Genomic DNA, 19,687 nt, shown 5'->3' with positions numbered 1-19,687 from the left:
CCCGTGACCGTCCTCGCCTCCGCCCTCGACACCGGCGGACCCGACTACGCGGACGCCCGCGCCGCCATGCTCGACAAGATCGCCGCCCTCGACGCCGAGCACGCCAAGGCCCTCGCGGGCGGCGGCGAGAAGTACACGACCCGGCACCGGAAGCGCGGCAAGATGCTCGCCCGGGAGCGGATCGAGCTGCTCCTCGACCCCGACAGCCCGTTCCTGGAGCTGTCGCCGCTCGCCGCCTGGGGCAGCGACTACGCCGTGGGCGCCTCGCTGATCACCGGCATCGGGGTCGTCGAGGGCGTCGAGTGCCTGGTCACCGCCAACGACCCGACCGTGCGCGGCGGCGCCTCCAACCCGTGGACGCTGAAGAAGGCCCTGCGCGCCAACGAGATCGCGTACGCCAACCGCCTCCCCGTCGTCTCGCTCGTCGAGTCCGGCGGCGCCGACCTCCCCTCCCAGAAGGAGATCTTCATCCCGGGCGGGGCGCTCTTCCGCGACCTCACCCGCCTCTCCGCCGCCGGCGTCCCCACGGTCGCGGTCGTCTTCGGCAACTCGACGGCCGGCGGCGCGTACGTCCCCGGCATGTCCGACCACACCGTGATGATCAAGGAGCGGTCGAAGGTCTTCCTCGGCGGGCCGCCCCTGGTGAAGATGGCGACGGGGGAGGAGAGCGACGACGAGTCCCTGGGCGGCGCCGAGATGCACGCCCGGACCTCCGGCCTCGCCGACCACTACGCCGTGGACGAGGCCGACGCGCTGCGCCAGGCCCGCCGGATCGTCGCCCGCCTCAACCACCGCAAGGCACACGCCGATCCGGCCTTCGCCGAGCCCCCCAAGTACGACCAGGACGAACTCCTCGGGATCGTCCCCGGCGACCTCAAGACCCCCTTCGACCCGCGCGAGGTCATCGCCCGGATCGTGGACGGCTCGGACTTCGACGAGTTCAAGCCGCTGTACGGGCCGAGCCTGGTCACCGGCTGGGCGTCCCTGCACGGCTACCCGGTGGGCGTCCTGGCCAACGCGCGGGGCGTCCTGTTCGGGCCCGAGTCGCAGAAGGCGGCCCAGTTCATCCAGCTCGCCAACCAGCGGGACATCCCGCTCGTCTTCCTCCACAACACCACCGGCTACATGGTCGGCAAGGAGTACGAGCAGAGCGGCATCATCAAGCACGGCGCGATGATGATCAACGCCGTCTCGAACTCGAAGGTCCCCCACCTGTCCGTCCTCATGGGGGCGAGCTACGGCGCCGGGCACTACGGCATGTGCGGCCGGGCCTACGACCCCCGCTTCCTCTTCGCCTGGCCCAGCGCCAAGTCCGCGGTCATGGGCCCGCAGCAGCTCGCGGGCGTCCTGTCGATCGTCGCCCGCGCGTCCGCCGCCGCGAAGGGGCAGCCGTACGACGACGAGGCCGACGCCGGCCTGCGGGCCCTGGTCGAGGCGCAGATCGAGTCCGAGTCCCTGCCGATGTTCCTCTCGGGGCGGCTCTACGACGACGGGGTCATCGACCCCCGCGACACCCGCACGGTCCTCGGACTGTGCCTCTCCGCGATCCACACGGCACCGGTCGAGGGCGCGCGCGGCGGCTTCGGCGTCTTCCGGATGTGAGGCCCCAGATGACCCCCACGACTTCCCCGATCACCTCCGTCCTCGTCGCGAACCGGGGCGAGATCGCCTGCCGGATCTTCCGCACCTGCCGCGAGCTGGGCCTCTCCACCGTCGCCGTGTACTCCGACGCGGACGCCGGCGCCCTGCACGTGCGGGAGGCCGACGCGGCGGTACGGCTGCCGGGGGCGGCGCCCTCGGAGACGTACCTGCGCGGCGACCTGATCGTGGCGGCGGCGCGCGCGGCGGGCGCGGACGCCGTCCACCCCGGCTACGGCTTCCTCTCCGAGAACGCCGGCTTCGCGCGGGCCGTGACCGGCGCGGGCCTGGTCTGGATCGGCCCGCCCCCGGCGGCGATCGAGGCCATGGCGTCGAAGACCCGCGCCAAGGAGCTCCTGGGCGTCGAGCCGCTGACGGAGGTCACCGGGGCCGACCTCCCCGTCCTGGTGAAGGCGGCGGCGGGCGGCGGCGGCCGGGGCATGCGGATCGTGAGGGAACTCTCCGCCCTGGAGGGGGAACTGGCGGCGGCCTCGGCGGAGGCGGAGAGCGCGTTCGGGGACGGCGAGGTCTTCGTCGAGCCGTACGTGGAGAACGGGCGCCACGTCGAGGTGCAGCTCCTCTGCGACGCCCACGGCACGGTCTGGGCGCTCGGCACCCGGGACTGCTCCCTCCAGCGCCGCCACCAGAAGGTGATCGAGGAGGCCCCGGCGCCCGGCCTGTCCGCCGCCCTGGAGGCCTCCCTCCTCGACACGGCCGTCCGCGCCGCCAAGGCGGTCGGCTACGTCGGCGCGGGCACCGTCGAGTTCCTCGTCGCGGACGACCGCGCGCACTTCCTGGAGATGAACACCCGCCTCCAGGTCGAGCACCCGGTGACGGAGGAGGTCTACGGGATCGACCTCGTCGCCCTCCAGCTCGCCGTCGCACAGGGGGAGGAGCTGCCGCCGGAGCCCCCGGCCCCGCGCGGCCACGCGGTCGAGGCCCGCCTCTACGCGGAGGACCCGGCCCGGGGATGGGCCCCGCAGACGGGCGTCCTGCACCGCTTCGAGGTCCCCCGCGACGGCCGGGTCCGCCTCGACACGGGATACGTCTCGGGGGACGCGGTCGGCGTCCACTACGACCCGATGCTCGCCAAGGTCACCGTCCACGCCCCCACCCGCGCCGAGGCCGTCCGCAAGCTCGCCCACGCCCTGGAGCGGGCCCGCGTCCACGGCCCCGTCACCAACCGGGACCTCCTCGTCGCGTCCCTGCGCCACCCCGGGTACGCGACCGCCGGCGGCCTCGACACCGGCTTCTACGACCGGAACCTGCCCGCCCTCACCACCGCGCCCGCCGGCGGGGAGCACGCGGCCGTCGCCGCCGCCCTCGCCGCCGCGTCCGCCCGCCGGGGCCGCTTCGGCGGCGGCTGGCGGAACGTCCGCTCGCGGGACGAGTCGCGGACGTACGGCGACCACGAGGTCCGCTACCGGCCGACGCGGGACGGCGGGTACGAGGTCACGGCGCCGGAAGGGGTGCGGGTCGTGTCGGCGGCGCCGGACCGGGTGAGCCTGGAGGCGGCCGGTGTGGTCAGGCACTTCGAGGTCGCGGAGTACGGGGACGGAACGGTCTACGCGGGCCCGCACCGCCTCGCCGTCCGCCCCCGTTTCACCGACCCCGCCGAACAGACCGCCCCCGGCTCCCTGCTCGCCCCCATGCCCGGCACCGTCGTCCGGGTCGCGGACGGCCTGGCCGCCGGCGACCGGGTCACCGCCGGGCAGCCGCTCCTCTGGCTGGAGGCCATGAAGATGGAGCACCGCGTCGTCGCCCCCGCCTCCGGCACGCTCACCGCGCTCCACGCCGTCCCCGGCCGCCAGGTCGAGGTCGGTGCCCTGCTCGCCGTCGTACAGACCGAAGAACGGCCCGAAGCACAGGAGGACCAGTCCGCATGAGCAGCATGATCGAGTCCGAAGAGCTGACCGCGCTCCGCACCGCCGTCTCCGCGCTCGGCCACCGCCACGGCCCCGGCTTCGACCGGGCCACCCTGTGGGCGGAGGCCGGGAAGCTCGGCTACCTGGGCGTGAACCTCCCCGAGGAGTACGGCGGCGGGGGCGGCGGCATCACCGAGCTGTCGGTCGTCCTGGAGGAGGCGGGCGCGTCCGGCGCGCCGCTCCTGATGATGATCGTCTCGCCCGCGATCTGCGGCACGGTCATCGCCCGCTTCGGCACGGAGGAGCAGAAGCGGGCGTGGCTGCCGGGGCTCGCCGACGGCACGAGGACGATGGCCTTCGGAATCACGGAACCCGACGCCGGCTCCAACTCGCACCGCATCACCACCACGGCGACCCGCACGGAGGACGGCTGGGTCCTCAACGGCCGCAAGGTCTTCGTCTCGGGCGTGGACATCGCGGACGCGACCCTGATCGTGGGCCGCACCTCGGACGCCCGCACGGGGAAGCTGAAGCCGTGCCTCTTCGTCGTCCCGCGCGACGCGCCCGGCTTCGGACGCCGTCACATAGAGATGGAACTCGCCGCGAGCGAGAAGCAGTTCGAACTCACCCTGGACGACGTGCGGCTGCCCGCCGACGCCCTCGTGGGCGACGAGGACGCGGGCCTGCTCCAGCTCTTCGCGGGGCTCAACCCGGAGCGGATCATGACGGCGGCGTTCGCGATCGGCATGGGCCGGTACGCGCTCGCGCGGGCCGTGGCGTACGCGAAGGAGCGCCAGGTCTGGAAGGACCCGATCGGCGCCCACCAGGCCGTCGCGCACCCGCTGGCGCAGGCGCACATCGAACTGGAGCTGGCCCGCCTGATGATGGTGAAGGCCGCGCAGCTCTACGACGCGGGCGACGACCTCGGCGCGGGCGAGGCCGCCAACATGGCGAAGTACGCCGCCGCCGAGGCGTGCGTGAAGGCCGTCGACCAGGCCGTCCACACCCTCGGCGGCAACGGCCTGACCAAGGAGTTCGGCCTGGCCCGCCTGATCACGGCGGCCCGCGTGGCGCGGATCGCCCCCGTCAGCCGGGAGATGATCCTCAACTACGTGTCCCACCAGACGCTGGGGCTGCCCAAGTCGTACTGACGGCCCGGACGTCCGCCCGCCGGATCTCGCCGGTGACGAGGACGAGCAGGGCCGTACCGGCGAGCATCGTGCCCGGGACCGTCAGCGCGCCGCGTTGATCGTCCTCCCGCACGGCCTCGTACTCCTGCCGGCCCACCTCGACGGTGCCGCGCCGGCCGGGCGTCGTCTCGAAGACGACGTACCGGCCGCCGCGGACCTCGGCGTTCTGCCGGCCGCCCGGGGCGGCGGCGTCCGCCACGCACAGGGCGACACCGGCGCCCAGCAGGACGGCGAGCGCGAGCTGTGCCCGGCCGGACAGGCAGCGGAAGGCGGGCCACTGGGCGTCGCGGTCGAAACCGCCGGAGAGGCCCCGGACGAAGGCCCAGAGCAGGAGCGGGAGGACGGCGGCGGCGGAGAGGGCCGCCAGGAACCTCGGGGAGGGCAGCGGGAGGACCCCCGGCAGCAGGGTCAGCCCGGCCGCCAGGAGCATCAGCGCGCTCGTCCCGCCCGCGAAGGCGGCGTGCACCTTGAAGCTCGTTCTCATGCCGCTCACCCTCCCGCCTCCGCCCGACCGCGCACACTGCCTGCTCCCGGCAGTCTTGGCCCCCCTTTCCGGGTGGGGCCCTGACGAAGGCCGGGCTTGTTCCCGGGAGGAGGTCCGGCCCGGGGCGGTGCTCCGAACCGCGGCTTCCCCGACCGGCGTCTTCGCGTACGCGTGCGCTGCCGTCAGTCGATGGAGGGACGGTCCAGGGCGCCGATCACGCCCGAACGCGAACATCCGGGTTCTTCGGGCCGGCGGCCCACCGCACGCGGGACTGGCGGGCAGGTCGTCGCCGTCCGCGACGGGCCCGCGCACATGGCCCCGCTTCCCCTTCCGCGCCCGCCGATCCGCCTCGCCCAGAATCATGCATGCGTGCTTGATTGTTCTTCGGGGTACTGGCATGGTCGCCCCAAGTCGCCGCCCCACCCGCGATCCCCGTGTTCACCTACCACCTCTCCAGGGGGACAACCATGGTGTTCCACAGCGCGTACGAGGACGTTCCGGCCGTCTCGCTCCCCATTCACGACGCGGTCCTCGGCCACGCCGCCCGGTACGGCGACACCCCGGCCCTCGTCGACGGGAGCGGCGGCGAGGGCGCGCTCACCCTCACGTACGCCCAGGTCGACGCCTTCCACCGGCGCGTCGCCGCCGGGCTCGCCGGGGCGGGGGTCCGCAAGGGGGACGTGCTCGCCCTGCACAGCCCCAACACCGTGCTCTTCCCCGTCGCCTTCTACGCCGCCACCCGCGCCGGCGCCTCCGTCACCACCACGCACCCGCTCGCCACCCCCGAGGAGTTCGCCCGGCAGCTCCGCGACTCCTCCGCCCGCTGGATCGTCACGGTCTCGCCCCTGCTCCCCGTCGCCCGCGCGGCGGCCGAACTCGCGGGCGGCGTACGGGAGATCTTCCTCTGCGACCGGCCTCCGGCAGGCGACGGGACCCGTTCGCTCCAGGACTTCCTCGGGTCCACCGGCCCCGTCCCCGAGGTCGGGATCGACCCCGGCGAGGACGTCGCGGCCCTCCCGTACTCCTCCGGCACCACCGGCGTCCCCAAGGGCGTGATGCTCACGCACGCCTCCATCGCCACCAACCTCGCCCAGCTGGAACCGTTCATCCCGATGGGGCCCGGCGACCGCATTCTCGCCGTACTTCCCTTTTTTCACATTTACGGCCTCACCGCTCTGATGAACGCGCCCCTCCGCCAGGGCGCCACCGTCGTCGTCCAGCCCCGCTTCGAGCTCGACGCCTTCCTGCGCGCCATCCAGGAACACCGCGTCAACGGCCTGTACGTGGCCCCGCCGATCGTCCTCGCCCTCGCCAAGCACCCGGCCGTCGCCGACTACGACCTGTCCTCCCTGGAGTACGTCGTCAGCGCCGCCGCCCCGCTCGACGCCGCCCTCGCCGACGCCTGTGCGAAGCGGCTCGGGCTGCCGCCGGTCCGCCAGGCGTACGGCATGACCGAGCTGTCCCCCGGCACCCACGTCGTCCCGCTCGACGCCGGATCGCCCCCGCCCGGCACCGTCGGCAGGCTCCTGCCCTCCACCGAGATGCGCATCCTCTCCCTGGACGACCCCGCGAAGGACGCCCCGCCCGGCGAGGAGGGCGAGATCGCCGTCCGGGGGCCGCAGGTCATGAAGGGGTACCTCGGCCGGCCCGACGCCACCGCCGCCATGATCGACGCCGACGGCTGGGTCCACACCGGGGACGTCGGCCGCGTGGACGAGGACGGCTGGCTCTTCGTCGTGGACCGCGTCAAGGAACTCATCAAGTACAACGGCTTCCAGGTCGCCCCCGCCGAACTGGAGGCGGTGCTCCTCACCCACGAGGGCATCGCCGACGCCGCCGTCATCGGCGTCACCGGCGCGGACGGCTCCGAGATCCCCAAGGCCTTCGTCGTCCGCCAGGTCTCCGCGCCCGGCCTCACCGCGGAGGAGGTCGCCGCGTACGTCGCCGCGCGCGTCGCCCCGTACAAGAAGGTCCGCGACGTGGAGTTCATCGACACCGTGCCCCGGGCCGCGTCCGGGAAGATCCTCCGAAGGGAACTGAGGGACCGCACATGACCACACCACTCGTGACCACGACGGGGGAGCGGGGCATCACCACCCTCACCCTGGACTCGCCCGCCACCCGCAACGCCCTCTCCGCCCCCCTCGTCGCCGAACTCTCCGACGCGCTCGCCGCCTGCGGCAAGGACCCGGCCGTACGGGCCGTCGTCCTCGCCCACGCCGGCACCACGTTCAGCGCGGGCGCGGACCTGAAGGCGCCCCCCAGCCCGTACGACTTCGTCGCCCTGCTCCGGCAGATCGTGGAACTGCCGAAACCCGTCGTCGGCCACGTCACCGGCCACGCGCGCGCGGGCGGCCTCGGCCTGCTCGGCGCCTGTGACGTGGTGGTGGCGGGGGAGGACGCGGACTTCGCGCTCACGGAGGTGCGGATCGGGGTCGCGCCCGCCGTCGTCTCGCTCACCCTCCTGCCGCGGCTGGAACCGCGCGCGGCGGCCCGCTACTACCTGACGGGGGAGCGGTTCGGCGTTCCCGAGGCGGTCGCCATGGGCCTGGTGACGGCGGGGGACGACGCCCTCGACGGCATCCTCGACGCCCTGCGCGCCGCCTCCCCGCAGGGCCTGCGCGAGTCGAAACGGCTGGTCACCGCTAGAGTCCTGGAGACCTTCGAACGCGACGCGGAGGACCTGGTGCGCAAGTCGGCCACGCTCTTCGTCTCCGCCGAGGCGCGCGAGGGGATGACGGCCTTCCTCGAACGACGGGACCCTCCATGGCGGCTCTGACCGCGCCCAAGCAGGACAGGAGCCGCGCCACCCGGCAGCGGCTCCTGGAAGCCGCCGTGTCCTGCCTGGCCGAGCACGGCTGGGCGGGCTCGACGGTCTCGGTCGTCGCGGAACGGGCGGGCGTCTCCCGGGGCGCCGCCCAGCACCACTTCCCCACCCGCGAGGACCTCTTCACGGCCGCCGTCGAGTACGTCGCCGAGGAACGCTCCCACGCCCTGCGCTCGCTCCCCGCCGGCGACCGGGGGGCGGCCGTCGCCGCCCTCGTCGACCTCTACACCGGCCCCCTCTTCCGGGCCGCGCTCCACCTCTGGGTCGCCGCCACCGGCGAGGACCAGCTCCGTGCCCGCGTCACCGAGCTGGAGGCCCGCGTCGGCCGCGAGGCGCACCGCATCGCCGTCGAGGTGCTGGGCGCCGACGAGTCGGTCCCCGGCGTCCGCGAGACCGTCCAGGGCCTCCTGGACATGGCCCGCGGCCTGGGCCTCGCCACCCTCCTCACGGACGACCGCGCCCGCCGGGAACGGGTGGTCGCCCAGTGGACGCGGCTGCTGGACGGGGCGCTGGAGGCCTGAGCCACCGCCCCGCCGTCCAGCCCCGTCCACCGGTCCAGCCCCCGCCGGGTCGCCACCCCCGCCGGGTCGCCCCCCTCGCCGGGGCACCGCCTCCGGGGCCCCCGGGTCACCGCCCCGCCGGGGATCAGACCCCCGGGATCTCCCGGGCGCGGAAGGCGGCCCGCACGGCGTCCGCCGCGCCCTTCCCGTACATCCGCTCCGCCGTCGCGACCGTCGTCCGCGCCGCCGCCGCGAAATCGGTGTCGGGCGCGAAGCCGAACTGCGCGTTCACGATGATCCGGTCGGCGGTGCGGGCGCCGAGGGCCTGCCGGACGTCGAAGAGGGCGCGGGACCAGATCTCCCCGTCGGCGTGGACCTCGCCCTCCCGGTCCGCGTACGTCTTCGTGCCGTCGAGGCGGCGCAGGCAGTGCGGCGCCGCGCTGTAGCCGGTGGAGTCCCAGTCGGCGACGCAGGCCTGGTCGGCCTTCATCGGCCAGCCGTACTTCTGCACCGCGTGCGTGCCGACGGCCACGGCCAGGTAGTCGCCGAAGGCCTCGCCGATGGCGCCGGACTCCGGGGTGGTGCCGAAGCCGGGGACCTGCGCGTGGTGCACGGCGTGGCCGTACTCGTGGACGACGACCTCGGCGTCCTCGGCGTCGTCCACCCCGCCCTTGCCGAAGCGGATCTCGGCCTTCTTGTCGGTGAAGAAGGAGTTGTCGGCGCCCCACTGGTTGAGCCGGACCGGCTGCGCGCGGTCGTTGACCCCGGGCAGCTCGGTGCCGAACCCGAGGCCCTGGAGGTACTCCTGCGCCTCGTTGACCCAGAAGTACGCCATGACCTGCTCGAACCGGTCGTCGGAGCGGTCGTACGTGCCGGCCTCGGCGGCCTTCGCGGGCGCGCCGGTCTCGGACCGCACGGTCACCCACTTCCCGGACAGGGCGCCGCTCGCGTCGAGGTTGCGGAGGGGGGCGAGGGCGTAGGCGGAGGCGGGGACGTCGCCCGCCGCGTCCTTGTGGTCGGCGAGGGTCTGGTCGCCGGTGGACTGCACGGGGTTCACCATGAAGACGCGGGCCCGGAGCGGGGTGGCCGCGGTGGCGCCGTTGGTGGGCAGCAGGGCTGCGGCGGCCAGGGCGACGGCGACGGCCGCCGTCGTTCCGCGGGGCGTGCGGCGGTTCATGGACATCCTCCTGCGGGAGACTGCTGCGACGGGATTTTCGTCATGCACTCGACATGCGAGGCGGTGATCCTCGCGCACCGCCCGCCGTCCTGAACAGGTCTCCGCGCCACCGATCGACTGTGACGCGGACCACAGGAGAAGGCCGCCCGCCGCAGTACGCTGTTCCCATGCCTCCGCTCGTACGCCGCCGTCACGTGGACTTCGTCCGCGTCACGAGCATGAGCTGTCGGCGCTCCGCCTGACCTCCGGGGTACCGCTCCACGCCCCGGGGTCCCGCACGAGCCCCCAGCAGACCGGCACCCGCGGCCCCGCCCCACCCCCGGCGGCCGCCCCGGGCACCCGTAGACCCCGCGGACACCTCATGAACAGCTCGTACTCCTCGCAGCTCCCCATCGTGGACCTCTCCGCCGCCGACCGCGGCCCGCGGGCCCGGAGGCTGCTCCACGCCCAGCTCCACTCCGCCGCCCACGACGTGGGCTTCTTCCAGCTCGTCGGCCACGGCGTGACCGAGGCCGAGACGCGGGCCCTCACCTCCGCCGTGCGCGCCTTCTTCGCGCTGCCGGAGGCCGACCGGCTCGCCCTCGACATCACCGGCTCGCCGCACTTCCGCGGCTACACCCGCGTCGGCGACGAACGCACCCGGGGCGCCCGCGACTGGCGCGACCAGCTCGACATCGGCGCCGAACGCCCCGCGCGCGTCCCCGCCCCCTGGGAGGCCCCGTACTGGTGGCTCGAAGGACCCAACCAGTGGCCCGAGGCCCTGCCCGAGCTGCGCACCGCCGCCCTGCACTGGATCGACCGCCTCGGCGGCGTCGCCGAGCGCCTGCTCCACGAACTGCTCGCCTCCATCGGCGCGGCCCCGGACTTCTACGACGACGCCTTCGGCCCGGACGCCCACCCGCAGCTCAAGCTGGTGCGCTACCCGGGCGGCGGCGGCGAGGGCGACGGCCAGGGCGTCGGCGCCCACAAGGACTACGGCTTCCTCACCCTGCTGCTCCAGGACCGGGTGGGAGGGCTCCAGGTCCAGCGCGAGGACGGGAACTTCCACGAGGTGCCGCCGCTGCCGGGCGCGTTCGTCGTCAACCTGGGCGAGCTGCTCGAAGTGGCCACCAACGGCTACCTGATCGCCACCAACCACCGGGTGGTCTCGCCGCCCGGGGCGACGGAACGGTTCTCCGTCCCGTTCTTCCACAACCCGCGCCTCGACGCCCGGATCGCCCCGCTGGACTTCCCGTACGCCTCCACGGCCCCGGGCGTCACGACCGACCCGGCGAACCCGCTGTTCGCGGAGTACGGGCGGAACGCCCTGAAGGGGAAGCTCCGCGCCCACCCGACGGTGGCGGCCCGCCACCACGCGGAGCTCCTGCCGCACCCGGAGGGTCAGCCGGTGATGTCGGCGTAGCCCTCGATCTCGCGCGGGTCCCGCCGGCCGGGACCCGTGTAGCGGGCCGAGGGGCGGACCAGGCGGCCGGTGCGCTTCTGCTCCAGGATGTGCGCCGACCAGCCCGCCGTACGGGCACAGCTGAACATCGACGTGAACATGTGCGCCGGGACCTCCGCGAAGTCCAGGACGATGGCCGCCCAGAACTCGACGTTCGTCGCCAGGACGCGGTCGGGGCGCCGGTTGTGCAGCTCCTCCAGGGCGGCCTTCTCCAGGGCCTCCGCGACCTCGAAGCGCGGCGCGGCCAGCTCCTTCGCCGTCCGTCGGAGCACGCGCGCGCGGGGGTCCTCGGCGCGGTAGACGCGGTGGCCGAAGCCCATCAGGCGCTCGCCCCTGTCGAGGGCCTGCTTGACGTACGCGGTGGCGTCGCCGGTCCGCTCGATCTCCTCGATCATGCCGAGGACGCGGGAGGGCGCGCCGCCGTGCAGCGGGCCGGACATGGCGCCGACCGCGCCGGAGAGGGCGGCGGCCACGTCGGCGCCGGTGGAGGCGATGACGCGGGCGGTGAACGTGGAGGCGTTCATGCCGTGCTCGGCGGCCGAGGTCCAGTACGCGTCGACGGCCTTGACGTGCTTCGGGTCGGGCTCGCCGCGCCAGCGGATCATGAACCGCTCGACGATCGACTGCGCCTTGTCGATCTCGCTCTGCGGGACCATGGGCAGGCCCTGTCCGCGCGCGGACTGCGCGACGTACGACAGGGCCATGACGGCCGCGCGGGCGAGGTCGTCGCGGGCCTGCTCGGGCGAGATGTCGAGGAGCGGTTTGAGGCCCCACACGGGCGCGAGCATCGCGAGCGCGGACTGCACGTCGACCCGGATGTCACCGGAGTGGACGGGGATCGGGAACGGTTCGGCGGCCGGCAGGCCGGGGTTGAAGGCGCCGTCGACGAGCAGCCCCCACACGTTGCCGAAGGAGACGTGGCCGACGAGGTCCTCGATGTCGACGCCTCGGTAGCGGAGCGCGCCGCCCTCCTTGTCGGGTTCGGCGATCTCCGTCTCGAACGCGACGACTCCTTCGAGTCCGGGTACGAAGTCGGACATCAGGCGGCTCCTCAATCGATGATCGATCAACCGGGTTGGTCGATGGCGGAAATCAACAGTCATCCAGCCGAAGAGTCTGTCCGGTTCCCATGATGCGGGGAAGCGTGACATCCGGCACACTCCACCGACCCGTCAGCAGAGGATTAGAGCCCTTCCGCGCCGGGCAGACTTGACCGCTGCCGCAGAATGGGCCCCGTGACCGACGCCGTGCCCGATCCCGCGACCGACCTCCCGGACCCCGCGACCGTGAACCCCGATCCCGCGACCGCCGATCCCGTGGCCGTGAACCCCGATCCCGTGGCCGGGGCCCCGGACCCCGCCGCCATGCGCGAGCAGTACCGCACCGTGGAACTCTCCCCGGACGACCTCGCGCCCGGCCCGGTCGCGCAGTTCGCCCGCTGGTTCAAGGAGGCCGTGGAGAGCCCGGCGATCCACGAGCCGAACGCGATGGTCGTCTCCACCGCGACCCCCGACGGCCGCCCCTCCTCCCGGACGGTCCTGCTGAAGCACTACGACGCGGCCGGCTTCGTCTTCTTCACCAACTACGCATCCCGCAAGGGCGGGGAGCTGGCGGCCAACCCGTACGTCTCGCTGCTCTTCCCCTGGCACCCGATGGCCCGCCAGGTCGTCGTCACGGGCCGCGCGGACCGCGTCGGGCGCGACGAGACGGCCGCGTACTTCCGCACCCGCCCGCACGGCTCGCAGCTCGGGGCCTGGGCCAGCCCCCAGTCCTCGGTGATCGCCTCCCGCGCGGAACTGCTCGCCCGCTACGAGGAACTGGCCGCCCGCCACCCCGAGGGCGAACAGGTCCCGGTCCCGCCGCACTGGGGCGGCATCAGGGTCGTCCCCGACACGGTCGAGTTCTGGCAGGGCCACGAGAACCGCCTCCACGACCGCCTGCGCTACGTCCGCGAGGACGGCGGCACGTGGCGGGTGGAGCGCCTGGCCCCGTAGGGGCCCGGAGACCCGGCGGGGCCCGGAGGCCCGGTAGGGGTCCGGAAGCCCCGTAAGGGTCCGGAGCCCCCGTAAGGGCCCGGAGACGCGGACGACCCGTGAGCCTTGGTCCCGTCCGAAGGGCTTCGGGCGGGAGCCGGCCGGACTGACCGGCGACTCACGGGTCGGGTGACTGCGTTGGTGTTCGGCAGAGGGCCTGCCGGGGTGCACAGAGTGCGACGGCAGGCCTCAGCCCGCAGTCACCTCACGAGTCCGAAAAGAAACCATGTTTTCGGATCACCTCCTTTCGCGTGTACCTCCACACTAGGTACCGCCCAGGCCCCCTTCAAGCGATTTAAAAGTCACCTCACGAGGCGGTGGCCGGGGCGATGACCACGGCCGTTCCGTAGGCGCAGACCTCGGTCCCGGCGTCCTGGGCCGTCGTGACGTCGAAGCGCGTGGCGAGCACGGCGTTCGCGCCACGGGCGGCGGCGGCCTCGACCAGGCGCTCCATGGCCTCGTTGCGGGTCTGCACCAGCGTCTTCGTCAGGCCCTTCAGCTCGCCGCCGATCACCGACTTCAGTCCGGCGCCGAGCTGCGAGCCCAGGTTGCGGGAGCGGACCGTGAGCCCGAACACCTCTCCGATGACCTGCTTCACCTCGTGTCCGGGCACGTCGTTGGTGGTCACGACCAGGATGTTCGAGCCCTGCGCAGGGCCGCCGGTGTAGTCGTCAAGGGGCATGGGACCGCCTCAGGTCGAGAAGAAAATGAAAGATCGAACACCTGCCCAACGACGCCGGCGCGGCGCCGGTTCACCAGGTCCGCGCGATCCGGTCCGCGTGATCCGGTCCCTGCGTGATCCGGCCCGGGCGCCCGTCCCCACCGGACGCCCGCAGCCTCCGGCCCCCGGCCCCCGGCCTCCGGCCCCCGGTCCGTCCTCCCGGCCCCGGTCCCGGTCACCGGTCACCCGGTCCGTCCTCCCCGGTCCCGGCTCCGGTCCGCCCGCCGCCGCTCCGCCCGCCGCCCGCCAGCAGGTGGACGAGGCTCGCGAGGGCGAGCACCGCCGTGCCCGCCACCAGTGCCAGCACCACTCCGATGACCACTCTCAGGATGAAGTCCGCGCCCATGTCCGTCCTCGTTCCGCCGTACGCCGTCTCTCCGCGTGCTACGGACGCGGGGCCGGACCGGTTCGGACGGGCGGGAGTCCGGGCGGCCTCCCGCGCGTTTCCGGAGGAGGGCACTTCGGCCGAAGCCGGTGTGTTCCGCGTCACGTTCCAGTTGAATGGTCACAGCATGGGGGGAGTGCCGGGTGAGTGCTTTCACGGGGTCCGCGAGCGACACCGCTTCCGTCTCCGGGGCCGGGGCCGATCTGCTGGCCGCGCTGCTCGACGGGATGGACGCGGCGCTGTGCGCCTTCGACGCCGACGGGACGGTCACGCACTGGAACCGGGAGGCCGAGCGGATGCTCGGCTGGTCCGCCGGGGAGGCGGTCGGACGGCACGGGTTCGGGGGGTGGGCGGCGCGCAGCGCGGACGCCGAGGAGACCCTCGGGCGCCTGATGGACACCATGAGGGGGACCGGGCGGCAGGTCCACGAGTTCGTCCTGCTCCGCAAGGACGGCGGGCGGGTGCTGGTGCGCAGCCAGGCGGCCGGGGTGCGCGGTGCCGACGGCGCGCCCGCCGGGGTGTACTGCGCGTTCAGCGAGGTCCACGTCCAGCTCGACCTGGAGCGTTCGGTCGCCCTGAGCGAGGCCCTGTTCGACGACGCCTCCTGGGGCGTCGTCCTGGTCGACGCCGATCTGCGCCCCGCCCTGGTCAACGCCCACGCGGCCCGTGCCTTCGGGGCCGGGCGCACGACCCTGCTCGGGCGCCCGCTGGGCGAGGTCGTCGTGCACGGGGTCGAGGAGCTGGAGGCCGCGTTCCAGCACGTCCTGGCCGAGGGCGCGGCGCCCGCGTCCGCCGGGGCGTGCGAGGTGTGGGTGACGCTGCGGACGCCCTCGGGGGAGCGGCGGCGGTGCTGGCGCAGTGGTTTCCTGCGGCTGTCCTCGCCGATGGCGGAGGCGGGGGCTGCGGCGCCGCTGGGGGTGGCCTGGCTGTTCCAGGACGTGACGGAGGAGCGGCTCGCGGCGCGGGAGGCGGACCGGCTGCGGTTCCGCTGGAGCCAGCTGCACCGGGCGGGCGCGGCGGCGGCCGAGTGCGAGGACCCGGCGGAGGCGGCGGCGGTCCTGCTGGAGTTCGCCCTGGCCGGGTTCGCGGACCACGCCCTGGTCGACCGGGCGCTGGGCGAACGGCACCTGACCCGGGCCCTGGCCGTCCCGGCGACCGCCCCCCGGCCGGCCTCCCCGCCCGTGGGCGGCGGCATCCCGCTGCGGTACGGGCCGAGGCACCCGGCGTTCCAGGCCCGGGACCGCACGGGCGCGGTCCGGGCGAGCGCCGGCCGCACCGCCGAGGTGTGGGCGGAGGCCCACCAGTGGCCCGGCGACGCGGCCCACGCCCTCTGCGTGGTCCTGCGCTCCCGGGGCCGGACCCTGGGCGTCCTCACCTTCCTGCGGGCCGCCTGCCGGCCGGCCTTCGAGCGGGAGGACGTGGTCTTCGCGGAGTCGGTGGCGACGGGGGTGGCGTCGGCGCTGGACCTCGGGGGCGCGGCGTAGGCACCGGCGGGGCCCCGGGACGGACGCCGTCGCGGCGGGGACGGGTCACCGCGGGCCCACGGGGAAGGGGCCCCTCATGAAGCCGATGACCGAAGGATTCCGCGGGGGCGAGCGGGGCGTGCGGGGCGAGCGGCTGCGGCGGTACGGCGTGACCGCGGCGGCCGTGGCGGCGGCGGCCACGGCCGGTGCCGTCGCCGTCGATCCGGACACCGCCTGGTACCGGGCGCTGCGCAAGCCCCCCTGGCAGCCGCCGCCGTGGGCGTTCGGGGCGGTGTGGACGCCGCTGTACGCCTCCCTCGCGGTCGCCGGCGGGCACGCGCTGGGCCGGACGCGCGGACGGGAACGGCTGCGGCTCGGCACGGCCCTGGGGGCGAACCTGATCCTGAACGCCGGATGGAACTGGCTGTTCTTCCGTCTGCGCAGCCCACGGGCCGCGCTGGCCGGAACGGCCCTGCTGGACCTCTCCAACGCCGACCTGATCCGCCGCACCGCCCGCGCCGACCCGGGGGCCGCCCGTGCCCTGGGGCCGTACGCCGCCTGGTGCGCCTTCGCCACCGCGCTCAACGCGTCCCTCGCCCGCCGCAACCCGTGACGGCGCGGGGCCCCGGCCGGGCGCACCGCCCCGGCGGGTCCCGCCGATCGTTTCGGCACGGGGCCGGAGGCTTGTGGAAGGAACCGGCCCGGCTGGTGACCCTCCATGTCCCGTGTGAAACTGGGAGGTGGGACTGTTCCGGGCCATGGAGGAACGCCCGGGCCGGCGGCTCGCGCCCCGCTCGGCGGGCGGCGCCGAGGTACCCCGGCCGCAATCATCAAGATTTCTTTTCGCGAAATGATTTCCTTAGTTTTTCGAGGAAAGTCATGTCTGAGAACGAGCGCGCCACAGGAGGCGCGACCTCGCCCCGGCCGGCCGGTGAACCCCCCTTCTCCCTGCTGTCCTCTGCGGCCGAAGAGGCCCTCCGGGGCCGGCGGGGCGGGAGTGCCACCGTTGTCGGGCGCATGGTCCTGCGGAATGCGGGTGGCGGTGGAGGTCGGCACGGCGGCCACGCCTGTGACGGTGAACTCGTCACCGACGTCTACTTCGACGGCCAGTGGCAACTGGGGATCTCCATCTGGTACGAGTGCGACAAGTACCTCGAAGTCGTCGGCTCGGTGCCGATTCCCGTTTCCGCTTTCTGAAAGGCCGGCTGCCGTCACGAACCAGGAGGTCCCGATCATGTCGTTCACACCCATGGTGTTGGGCGTCACGGCGGCCCATTGGGTGAAGACCCACCCCGAGCCCGGAATGACGGGTTTCAATCTGACCGGAATCGCCTTGGTGTCCGACGGCTCCGGCACGGGACAGGACTGGAACAGGTTCCAGGTGAGCTGGGCGGTGCAGCTGCCGACGCTCACGCCGGGCAAAAAACTGGCGCTGAAGTACTGGGCGCCCTTCGTGACCCCGAACGCCGTCTCGAACGACAACGTCGCGTCGAACGCGGGGTGGGCGGTCGACGCGTTCAGGCTGTTGGGAACCGGTGAGCCGAAGACCTCGGTGGAAGTCCAGGCGGATCTGGCCGTCCGGGACGCGGACGGCCGGATCCTCCGCCTCGGGTACGACGTGTACGTGCTCGGGACCGAAGTCTGAGGCGGGGCGCGGCTCGCGATCCCTTCGCTCCGGCGGGCCGTGGCGGGCCGTCCGGCACCGGCGCGTCCGCCTCGTCCGCGAGCGCGGGGGCGTCCCGGGCGGGCCGCCCCGGCCCTCGGCGCGGCGGCGCCGGCCCCGGGCCTCAGTGCCGGTAGAAGATCCGGTCCCCGTACTCCGTCATCACGCGCCCGTTCCACTCGTGGCCCCCGTCCACGTTCCCGGAGCGCAGCAGCGGCGGCTCGACGCCGCGCCGGACCAGCTCCTCGGCGGCGGCGGCCATCGTGGCCTGCATCAGGGCGCTGGTGACGACGGTGGACGCGGGCGCGAAGGGGGCCTCGATGCCCTCGTGGGTCAGCTCCGCGTCCCCGACCGCGATCCGGGAGTCGAGGACGATGTCGCAGTGGTCCTTGAGGTACGAGCCGGACACGTGGCGGGACTTCGTCTCCGTCGCGTACGCCACGGACGTGACGCCGATGACGGTGAGGCCGAGCGCGCGGGCGTTCATCGCCATCTCGACGGGCAGCGCGTTGCGCCCGGAGAGGGAGATGATGATCAGGACGTCCCCGGGGCCGACGGGGGAGGAGTCGAGGACCGCGCCCGCGAGGCCGTCGACCCGCTCCAGGGCGGAGCCCAGCGTGGCCGGCATGACGTCCACGCCGACGGTGCCCGGTACGGCGAGCAGGTTCATGAGCGCCAGGCCGCCGGCCCGGTAGACGACGTCCTGCGCGGCGAGGGAGGAGTGGCCCGCGCCGAACGCGAAGAGCCGGTTGCCGTTCGCGACGGCCTCCGCGATCGCCGCCCCGGCGGCGGCGATCTCGGCGGAGTCCCCGTCGCGCACCTCCTGGAGCAGGCCGATCGCGGCGTCGAAGAACTGTCCGGCCAGCTTGCTCTCGCCCATCGCGGCGGCTCCTTCTCGTCGTGGTCGCCGATCACGGTGCGGTCTGGACCATTGCTCTGTCAATACCGCCGTACCGGCGCGGCCCGGTTGCCGGTCCGATGCGTCAGAATTGGGGCAGGGCCAGCGCACGACTCATCGAGAGGCACGTATGTCCGGACTGATCGACACAACGGAGATGTATCTCCGCACCATCCTCGAGCTTGAGGAGGAAGGTGTGGTCCCCATGCGTGCCCGGATCGCCGAGCGGCTCGACCAGAGCGGCCCCACGGTGAGCCAGACGGTGGCGAGGATGGAGCGCGACGGGCTGGTGGCCGTGGCGAGCGACCGCCATCTGGAGCTGACGGACGAGGGCCGCCGCCTCGCCACCCGCGTCATGCGCAAGCACCGGCTCGCGGAGTGCCTGCTCGTGGACGTGATCGGCCTGGAGTGGGAGCAGGTCCACGCCGAGGCGTGCCGCTGGGAGCACGTCATGAGCGAGGCCGTGGAGCGGCGGGTCCTGGAGCTGCTGCGGCACCCGACCGAGTCCCCGTACGGGAACCCGATCCCGGGCCTGGAGGAGCTGGGCGAGAAGGCGGAGGCGGAGGCCTTCCTGGACGACTCGATGGTGTCGCTGGCGGACCTGGACGCGAGCGGGGGCAAGACGGTGGTCGTGCGCCGGATCGGCGAGCCGATCCAGACGGACGCCCAGCTGATGTACACGCTGCGGCGGGCGGGCGTGCAGCCCGGTTCCGTGGTCTCCGTGTCCGAGTCCCCGGGCGGTGTCCTGGTGGGCAGCAGCGGCGAGGCCGCCGAACTGGACGCGGAGGTCGCGGCGCACGTGTTCGTCGCGAAGCGCTGAGGCGCCGGCGGTCGGCGGTCTGCGCCGACGCGCGGTGCGTACGGGAGGAGGGGTGTCCGCCGGTCGGCGGGCACCCCTCCTCCCGCTGTCCGGGGCGGCGGCCCCCGCGCGCGTCCCGTTCGGGTCCGGGCCCCCGCGTGCCCCGTTCGGGTCCGCGTCCCGGTCCGTGTCCGGGCCCCGGTCCGCGTCCCGTTTCAGGTCCGCGTCCCGGTTTACGTCGGAATGGCCCCGCGCGTGCCCTTGCCGTGCCACGCTGGGCGGAGCGGAATCGGGAAGGGGTGGGACATGCGGCGGACGTGTTCCGCGCTCCTGACGCCGGCCGCTCCGGCGGGCGGACGGGGCCGGGCGACAGAAGACCCCGGCGCCTTCCGGCGCCGGGGTCCGTCCTCCCCGGTTTCGACCTGGAGCCCCGAGCTCTCAAGGTCGTTCCCGTCGGACCGTTTTTCCCCGAGCGGTCCGCCTCCCGCTCAAGATCTCCCCTCGGCGGCGGGCGTCAACCCTTGAGGGCTGTCACTCGAACGAGGGGTGTTGAGTGGCAGAAGAGTGTTCTCGAATACAGGTTCGATATCGTGGTGGGGTTCG

Annotated in this window: 19 protein-coding genes; 13 read left to right on the top strand and 6 right to left on the bottom strand. The window is 73.9% G+C overall.

The genetic code is table 11. The annotated features are described in order from the left end of the window. Window positions 1-3 precede the first annotated feature (3 nt). Genes ACZ3IL_RS05360 through ACZ3IL_RS05350 form a run of 3 tightly spaced genes read left to right on the top strand, consistent with a single transcriptional unit; the run spans window position 4 to window position 4,654 of the window. Window positions 4-1,602, top strand: a complete 1,599-nt coding sequence (locus ACZ3IL_RS05360; protein ID WP_467386716.1) for an acyl-CoA carboxylase subunit beta — start codon at window positions 4-6, stop codon at window positions 1,600-1,602. A gap of 8 nt (window positions 1,603-1,610) precedes the next feature. Then, window positions 1,611-3,524 carry an acetyl/propionyl/methylcrotonyl-CoA carboxylase subunit alpha gene (locus tag ACZ3IL_RS05355; protein WP_467386714.1) on the top strand — a complete coding sequence of 638 codons (1,914 nt, stop codon included), beginning with the start codon at window positions 1,611-1,613 and terminating at the stop codon, window positions 3,522-3,524. Then, window positions 3,521-4,654, top strand: a complete 1,134-nt coding sequence (locus tag ACZ3IL_RS05350) for an acyl-CoA dehydrogenase family protein (RefSeq protein WP_467386712.1) — start codon at window positions 3,521-3,523, stop codon at window positions 4,652-4,654. The genes ACZ3IL_RS05355 and ACZ3IL_RS05350 overlap by 4 nt, the downstream gene beginning before the upstream one ends. Here the strand turns inward: ACZ3IL_RS05350 and ACZ3IL_RS05345 are convergent. Beyond that, window positions 4,608-5,177, bottom strand: a complete 570-nt coding sequence (locus tag ACZ3IL_RS05345) for a hypothetical protein (RefSeq protein WP_467386710.1) — start codon at window positions 5,175-5,177, stop codon at window positions 4,608-4,610. The two genes, ACZ3IL_RS05350 and ACZ3IL_RS05345, sit on opposite strands and share 47 nt — an antisense overlap. Window positions 5,178-5,644: 467 nt before the next feature. Here ACZ3IL_RS05345 and ACZ3IL_RS05340 point away from each other — a divergent pair, with 467 nt between their 5' ends. The 3 genes from ACZ3IL_RS05340 to ACZ3IL_RS05330 are packed head-to-tail and all read left to right on the top strand — an operon-like array spanning window position 5,645 to window position 8,525. Then, the gene (locus tag ACZ3IL_RS05340) at window positions 5,645-7,231 is read left to right on the top strand and encodes an AMP-binding protein (RefSeq protein ID WP_467386708.1); all 1,587 of its coding nucleotides are present in this window, start codon (window positions 5,645-5,647) and stop codon (window positions 7,229-7,231) included. Then, complete coding sequence (locus ACZ3IL_RS05335; protein ID WP_467386706.1) at window positions 7,228-7,956, top strand: enoyl-CoA hydratase family protein; 729 nt, start codon at window positions 7,228-7,230, stop codon at window positions 7,954-7,956. The genes ACZ3IL_RS05340 and ACZ3IL_RS05335 overlap by 4 nt, the downstream gene beginning before the upstream one ends. Further along, entirely contained in the window at window positions 7,944-8,525 is a 582-nt protein-coding gene (locus ACZ3IL_RS05330; protein ID WP_467386704.1) for a TetR/AcrR family transcriptional regulator, read from the top strand. The genes ACZ3IL_RS05335 and ACZ3IL_RS05330 overlap by 13 nt, the downstream gene beginning before the upstream one ends. A gap of 124 nt (window positions 8,526-8,649) precedes the next feature. Here the strand turns inward: ACZ3IL_RS05330 and ACZ3IL_RS05325 are convergent, their stop codons facing one another. Next, entirely contained in the window at window positions 8,650-9,681 is a 1,032-nt protein-coding gene (locus ACZ3IL_RS05325; RefSeq protein WP_467386703.1) for a M4 family metallopeptidase, read from the bottom strand. A gap of 361 nt (window positions 9,682-10,042) precedes the next feature. Between ACZ3IL_RS05325 and ACZ3IL_RS05320 the strand changes: the two genes are divergently transcribed. Next, a complete protein-coding gene (locus ACZ3IL_RS05320) occupies window positions 10,043-11,083 on the top strand; it encodes an isopenicillin N synthase family dioxygenase (protein ID WP_467386702.1) in 1,041 nt (346 codons plus the stop codon). Here ACZ3IL_RS05320 and ACZ3IL_RS05315 read toward each other — a convergent pair. Then, entirely contained in the window at window positions 11,062-12,162 is a 1,101-nt protein-coding gene (locus tag ACZ3IL_RS05315) for a citrate synthase 2 (RefSeq protein WP_467386701.1), read from the bottom strand. The two genes, ACZ3IL_RS05320 and ACZ3IL_RS05315, sit on opposite strands and share 22 nt — an antisense overlap. A 186-nt stretch (window positions 12,163-12,348) precedes the next feature. Here ACZ3IL_RS05315 and pdxH point away from each other — a divergent pair, with 186 nt between their 5' ends. Next, on the top strand, window positions 12,349-13,116 hold the full coding sequence (gene pdxH, locus ACZ3IL_RS05310) for a pyridoxamine 5'-phosphate oxidase (protein ID WP_467386700.1): 768 nt from the start codon (window positions 12,349-12,351) through the stop codon (window positions 13,114-13,116). A 346-nt stretch (window positions 13,117-13,462) separates the two neighbouring features. On the opposite strand, the gene ACZ3IL_RS05305 is transcribed toward pdxH, so the two are convergent. Both ACZ3IL_RS05305 and ACZ3IL_RS05300 read right to left on the bottom strand, forming a co-directional pair. Next, window positions 13,463-13,837, bottom strand: coding sequence for a YbjQ family protein (locus ACZ3IL_RS05305; RefSeq protein WP_467386698.1), 375 nt, complete (start codon window positions 13,835-13,837; stop codon window positions 13,463-13,465). A gap of 214 nt (window positions 13,838-14,051) precedes the next feature. Continuing rightward, the gene (locus ACZ3IL_RS05300) at window positions 14,052-14,222 is read right to left on the bottom strand and encodes a hypothetical protein (RefSeq protein ID WP_467386696.1); all 171 of its coding nucleotides are present in this window, start codon (window positions 14,220-14,222) and stop codon (window positions 14,052-14,054) included. Window positions 14,223-14,404: 182 nt separating this feature from the next. Between ACZ3IL_RS05300 and ACZ3IL_RS05295 the strand changes: the two genes are divergently transcribed. From ACZ3IL_RS05295 to ACZ3IL_RS05280, 4 genes are all read left to right on the top strand, one after another. Next, on the top strand, window positions 14,405-15,745 hold the full coding sequence (locus ACZ3IL_RS05295) for a PAS domain-containing protein (protein ID WP_467386694.1): 1,341 nt from the start codon (window positions 14,405-14,407) through the stop codon (window positions 15,743-15,745). 76 nt (window positions 15,746-15,821) lie between these two features. Then, window positions 15,822-16,337 (top strand): TspO/MBR family protein, encoded by a 516-nt coding sequence (locus ACZ3IL_RS05290; protein ID WP_467386692.1) that lies wholly within the window; start codon window positions 15,822-15,824, stop codon window positions 16,335-16,337. 266 nt (window positions 16,338-16,603) lie between these two features. Then, the gene (locus ACZ3IL_RS05285) at window positions 16,604-16,921 is read left to right on the top strand and encodes a hypothetical protein (protein WP_467386690.1); all 318 of its coding nucleotides are present in this window, start codon (window positions 16,604-16,606) and stop codon (window positions 16,919-16,921) included. Between the two features lie 37 nt (window positions 16,922-16,958). Beyond that, the gene (locus tag ACZ3IL_RS05280; RefSeq protein ID WP_467386688.1) at window positions 16,959-17,369 is read left to right on the top strand and encodes a hypothetical protein; all 411 of its coding nucleotides are present in this window, start codon (window positions 16,959-16,961) and stop codon (window positions 17,367-17,369) included. Window positions 17,370-17,511: 142 nt separating this feature from the next. Here the strand turns inward: ACZ3IL_RS05280 and ACZ3IL_RS05275 are convergent, their stop codons facing one another. Next, window positions 17,512-18,267, bottom strand: coding sequence for an SIS domain-containing protein (locus tag ACZ3IL_RS05275; RefSeq protein ID WP_467386686.1), 756 nt, complete (start codon window positions 18,265-18,267; stop codon window positions 17,512-17,514). Between the two features lie 148 nt (window positions 18,268-18,415). Between ACZ3IL_RS05275 and ACZ3IL_RS05270 the strand changes: the two genes are divergently transcribed. Further along, a complete protein-coding gene (locus ACZ3IL_RS05270) occupies window positions 18,416-19,105 on the top strand; it encodes a metal-dependent transcriptional regulator (RefSeq protein WP_053644941.1) in 690 nt (229 codons plus the stop codon). The last annotated feature ends 582 nt before the right edge of the window (window positions 19,106-19,687 follow it).

This window comes from Streptomyces sp. NPDC014907 (assembly GCF_055562975.1).
Note: the sequence above shows the minus strand (reverse complement) of the source record. Positions and strands in the feature narration are given on the sequence as shown.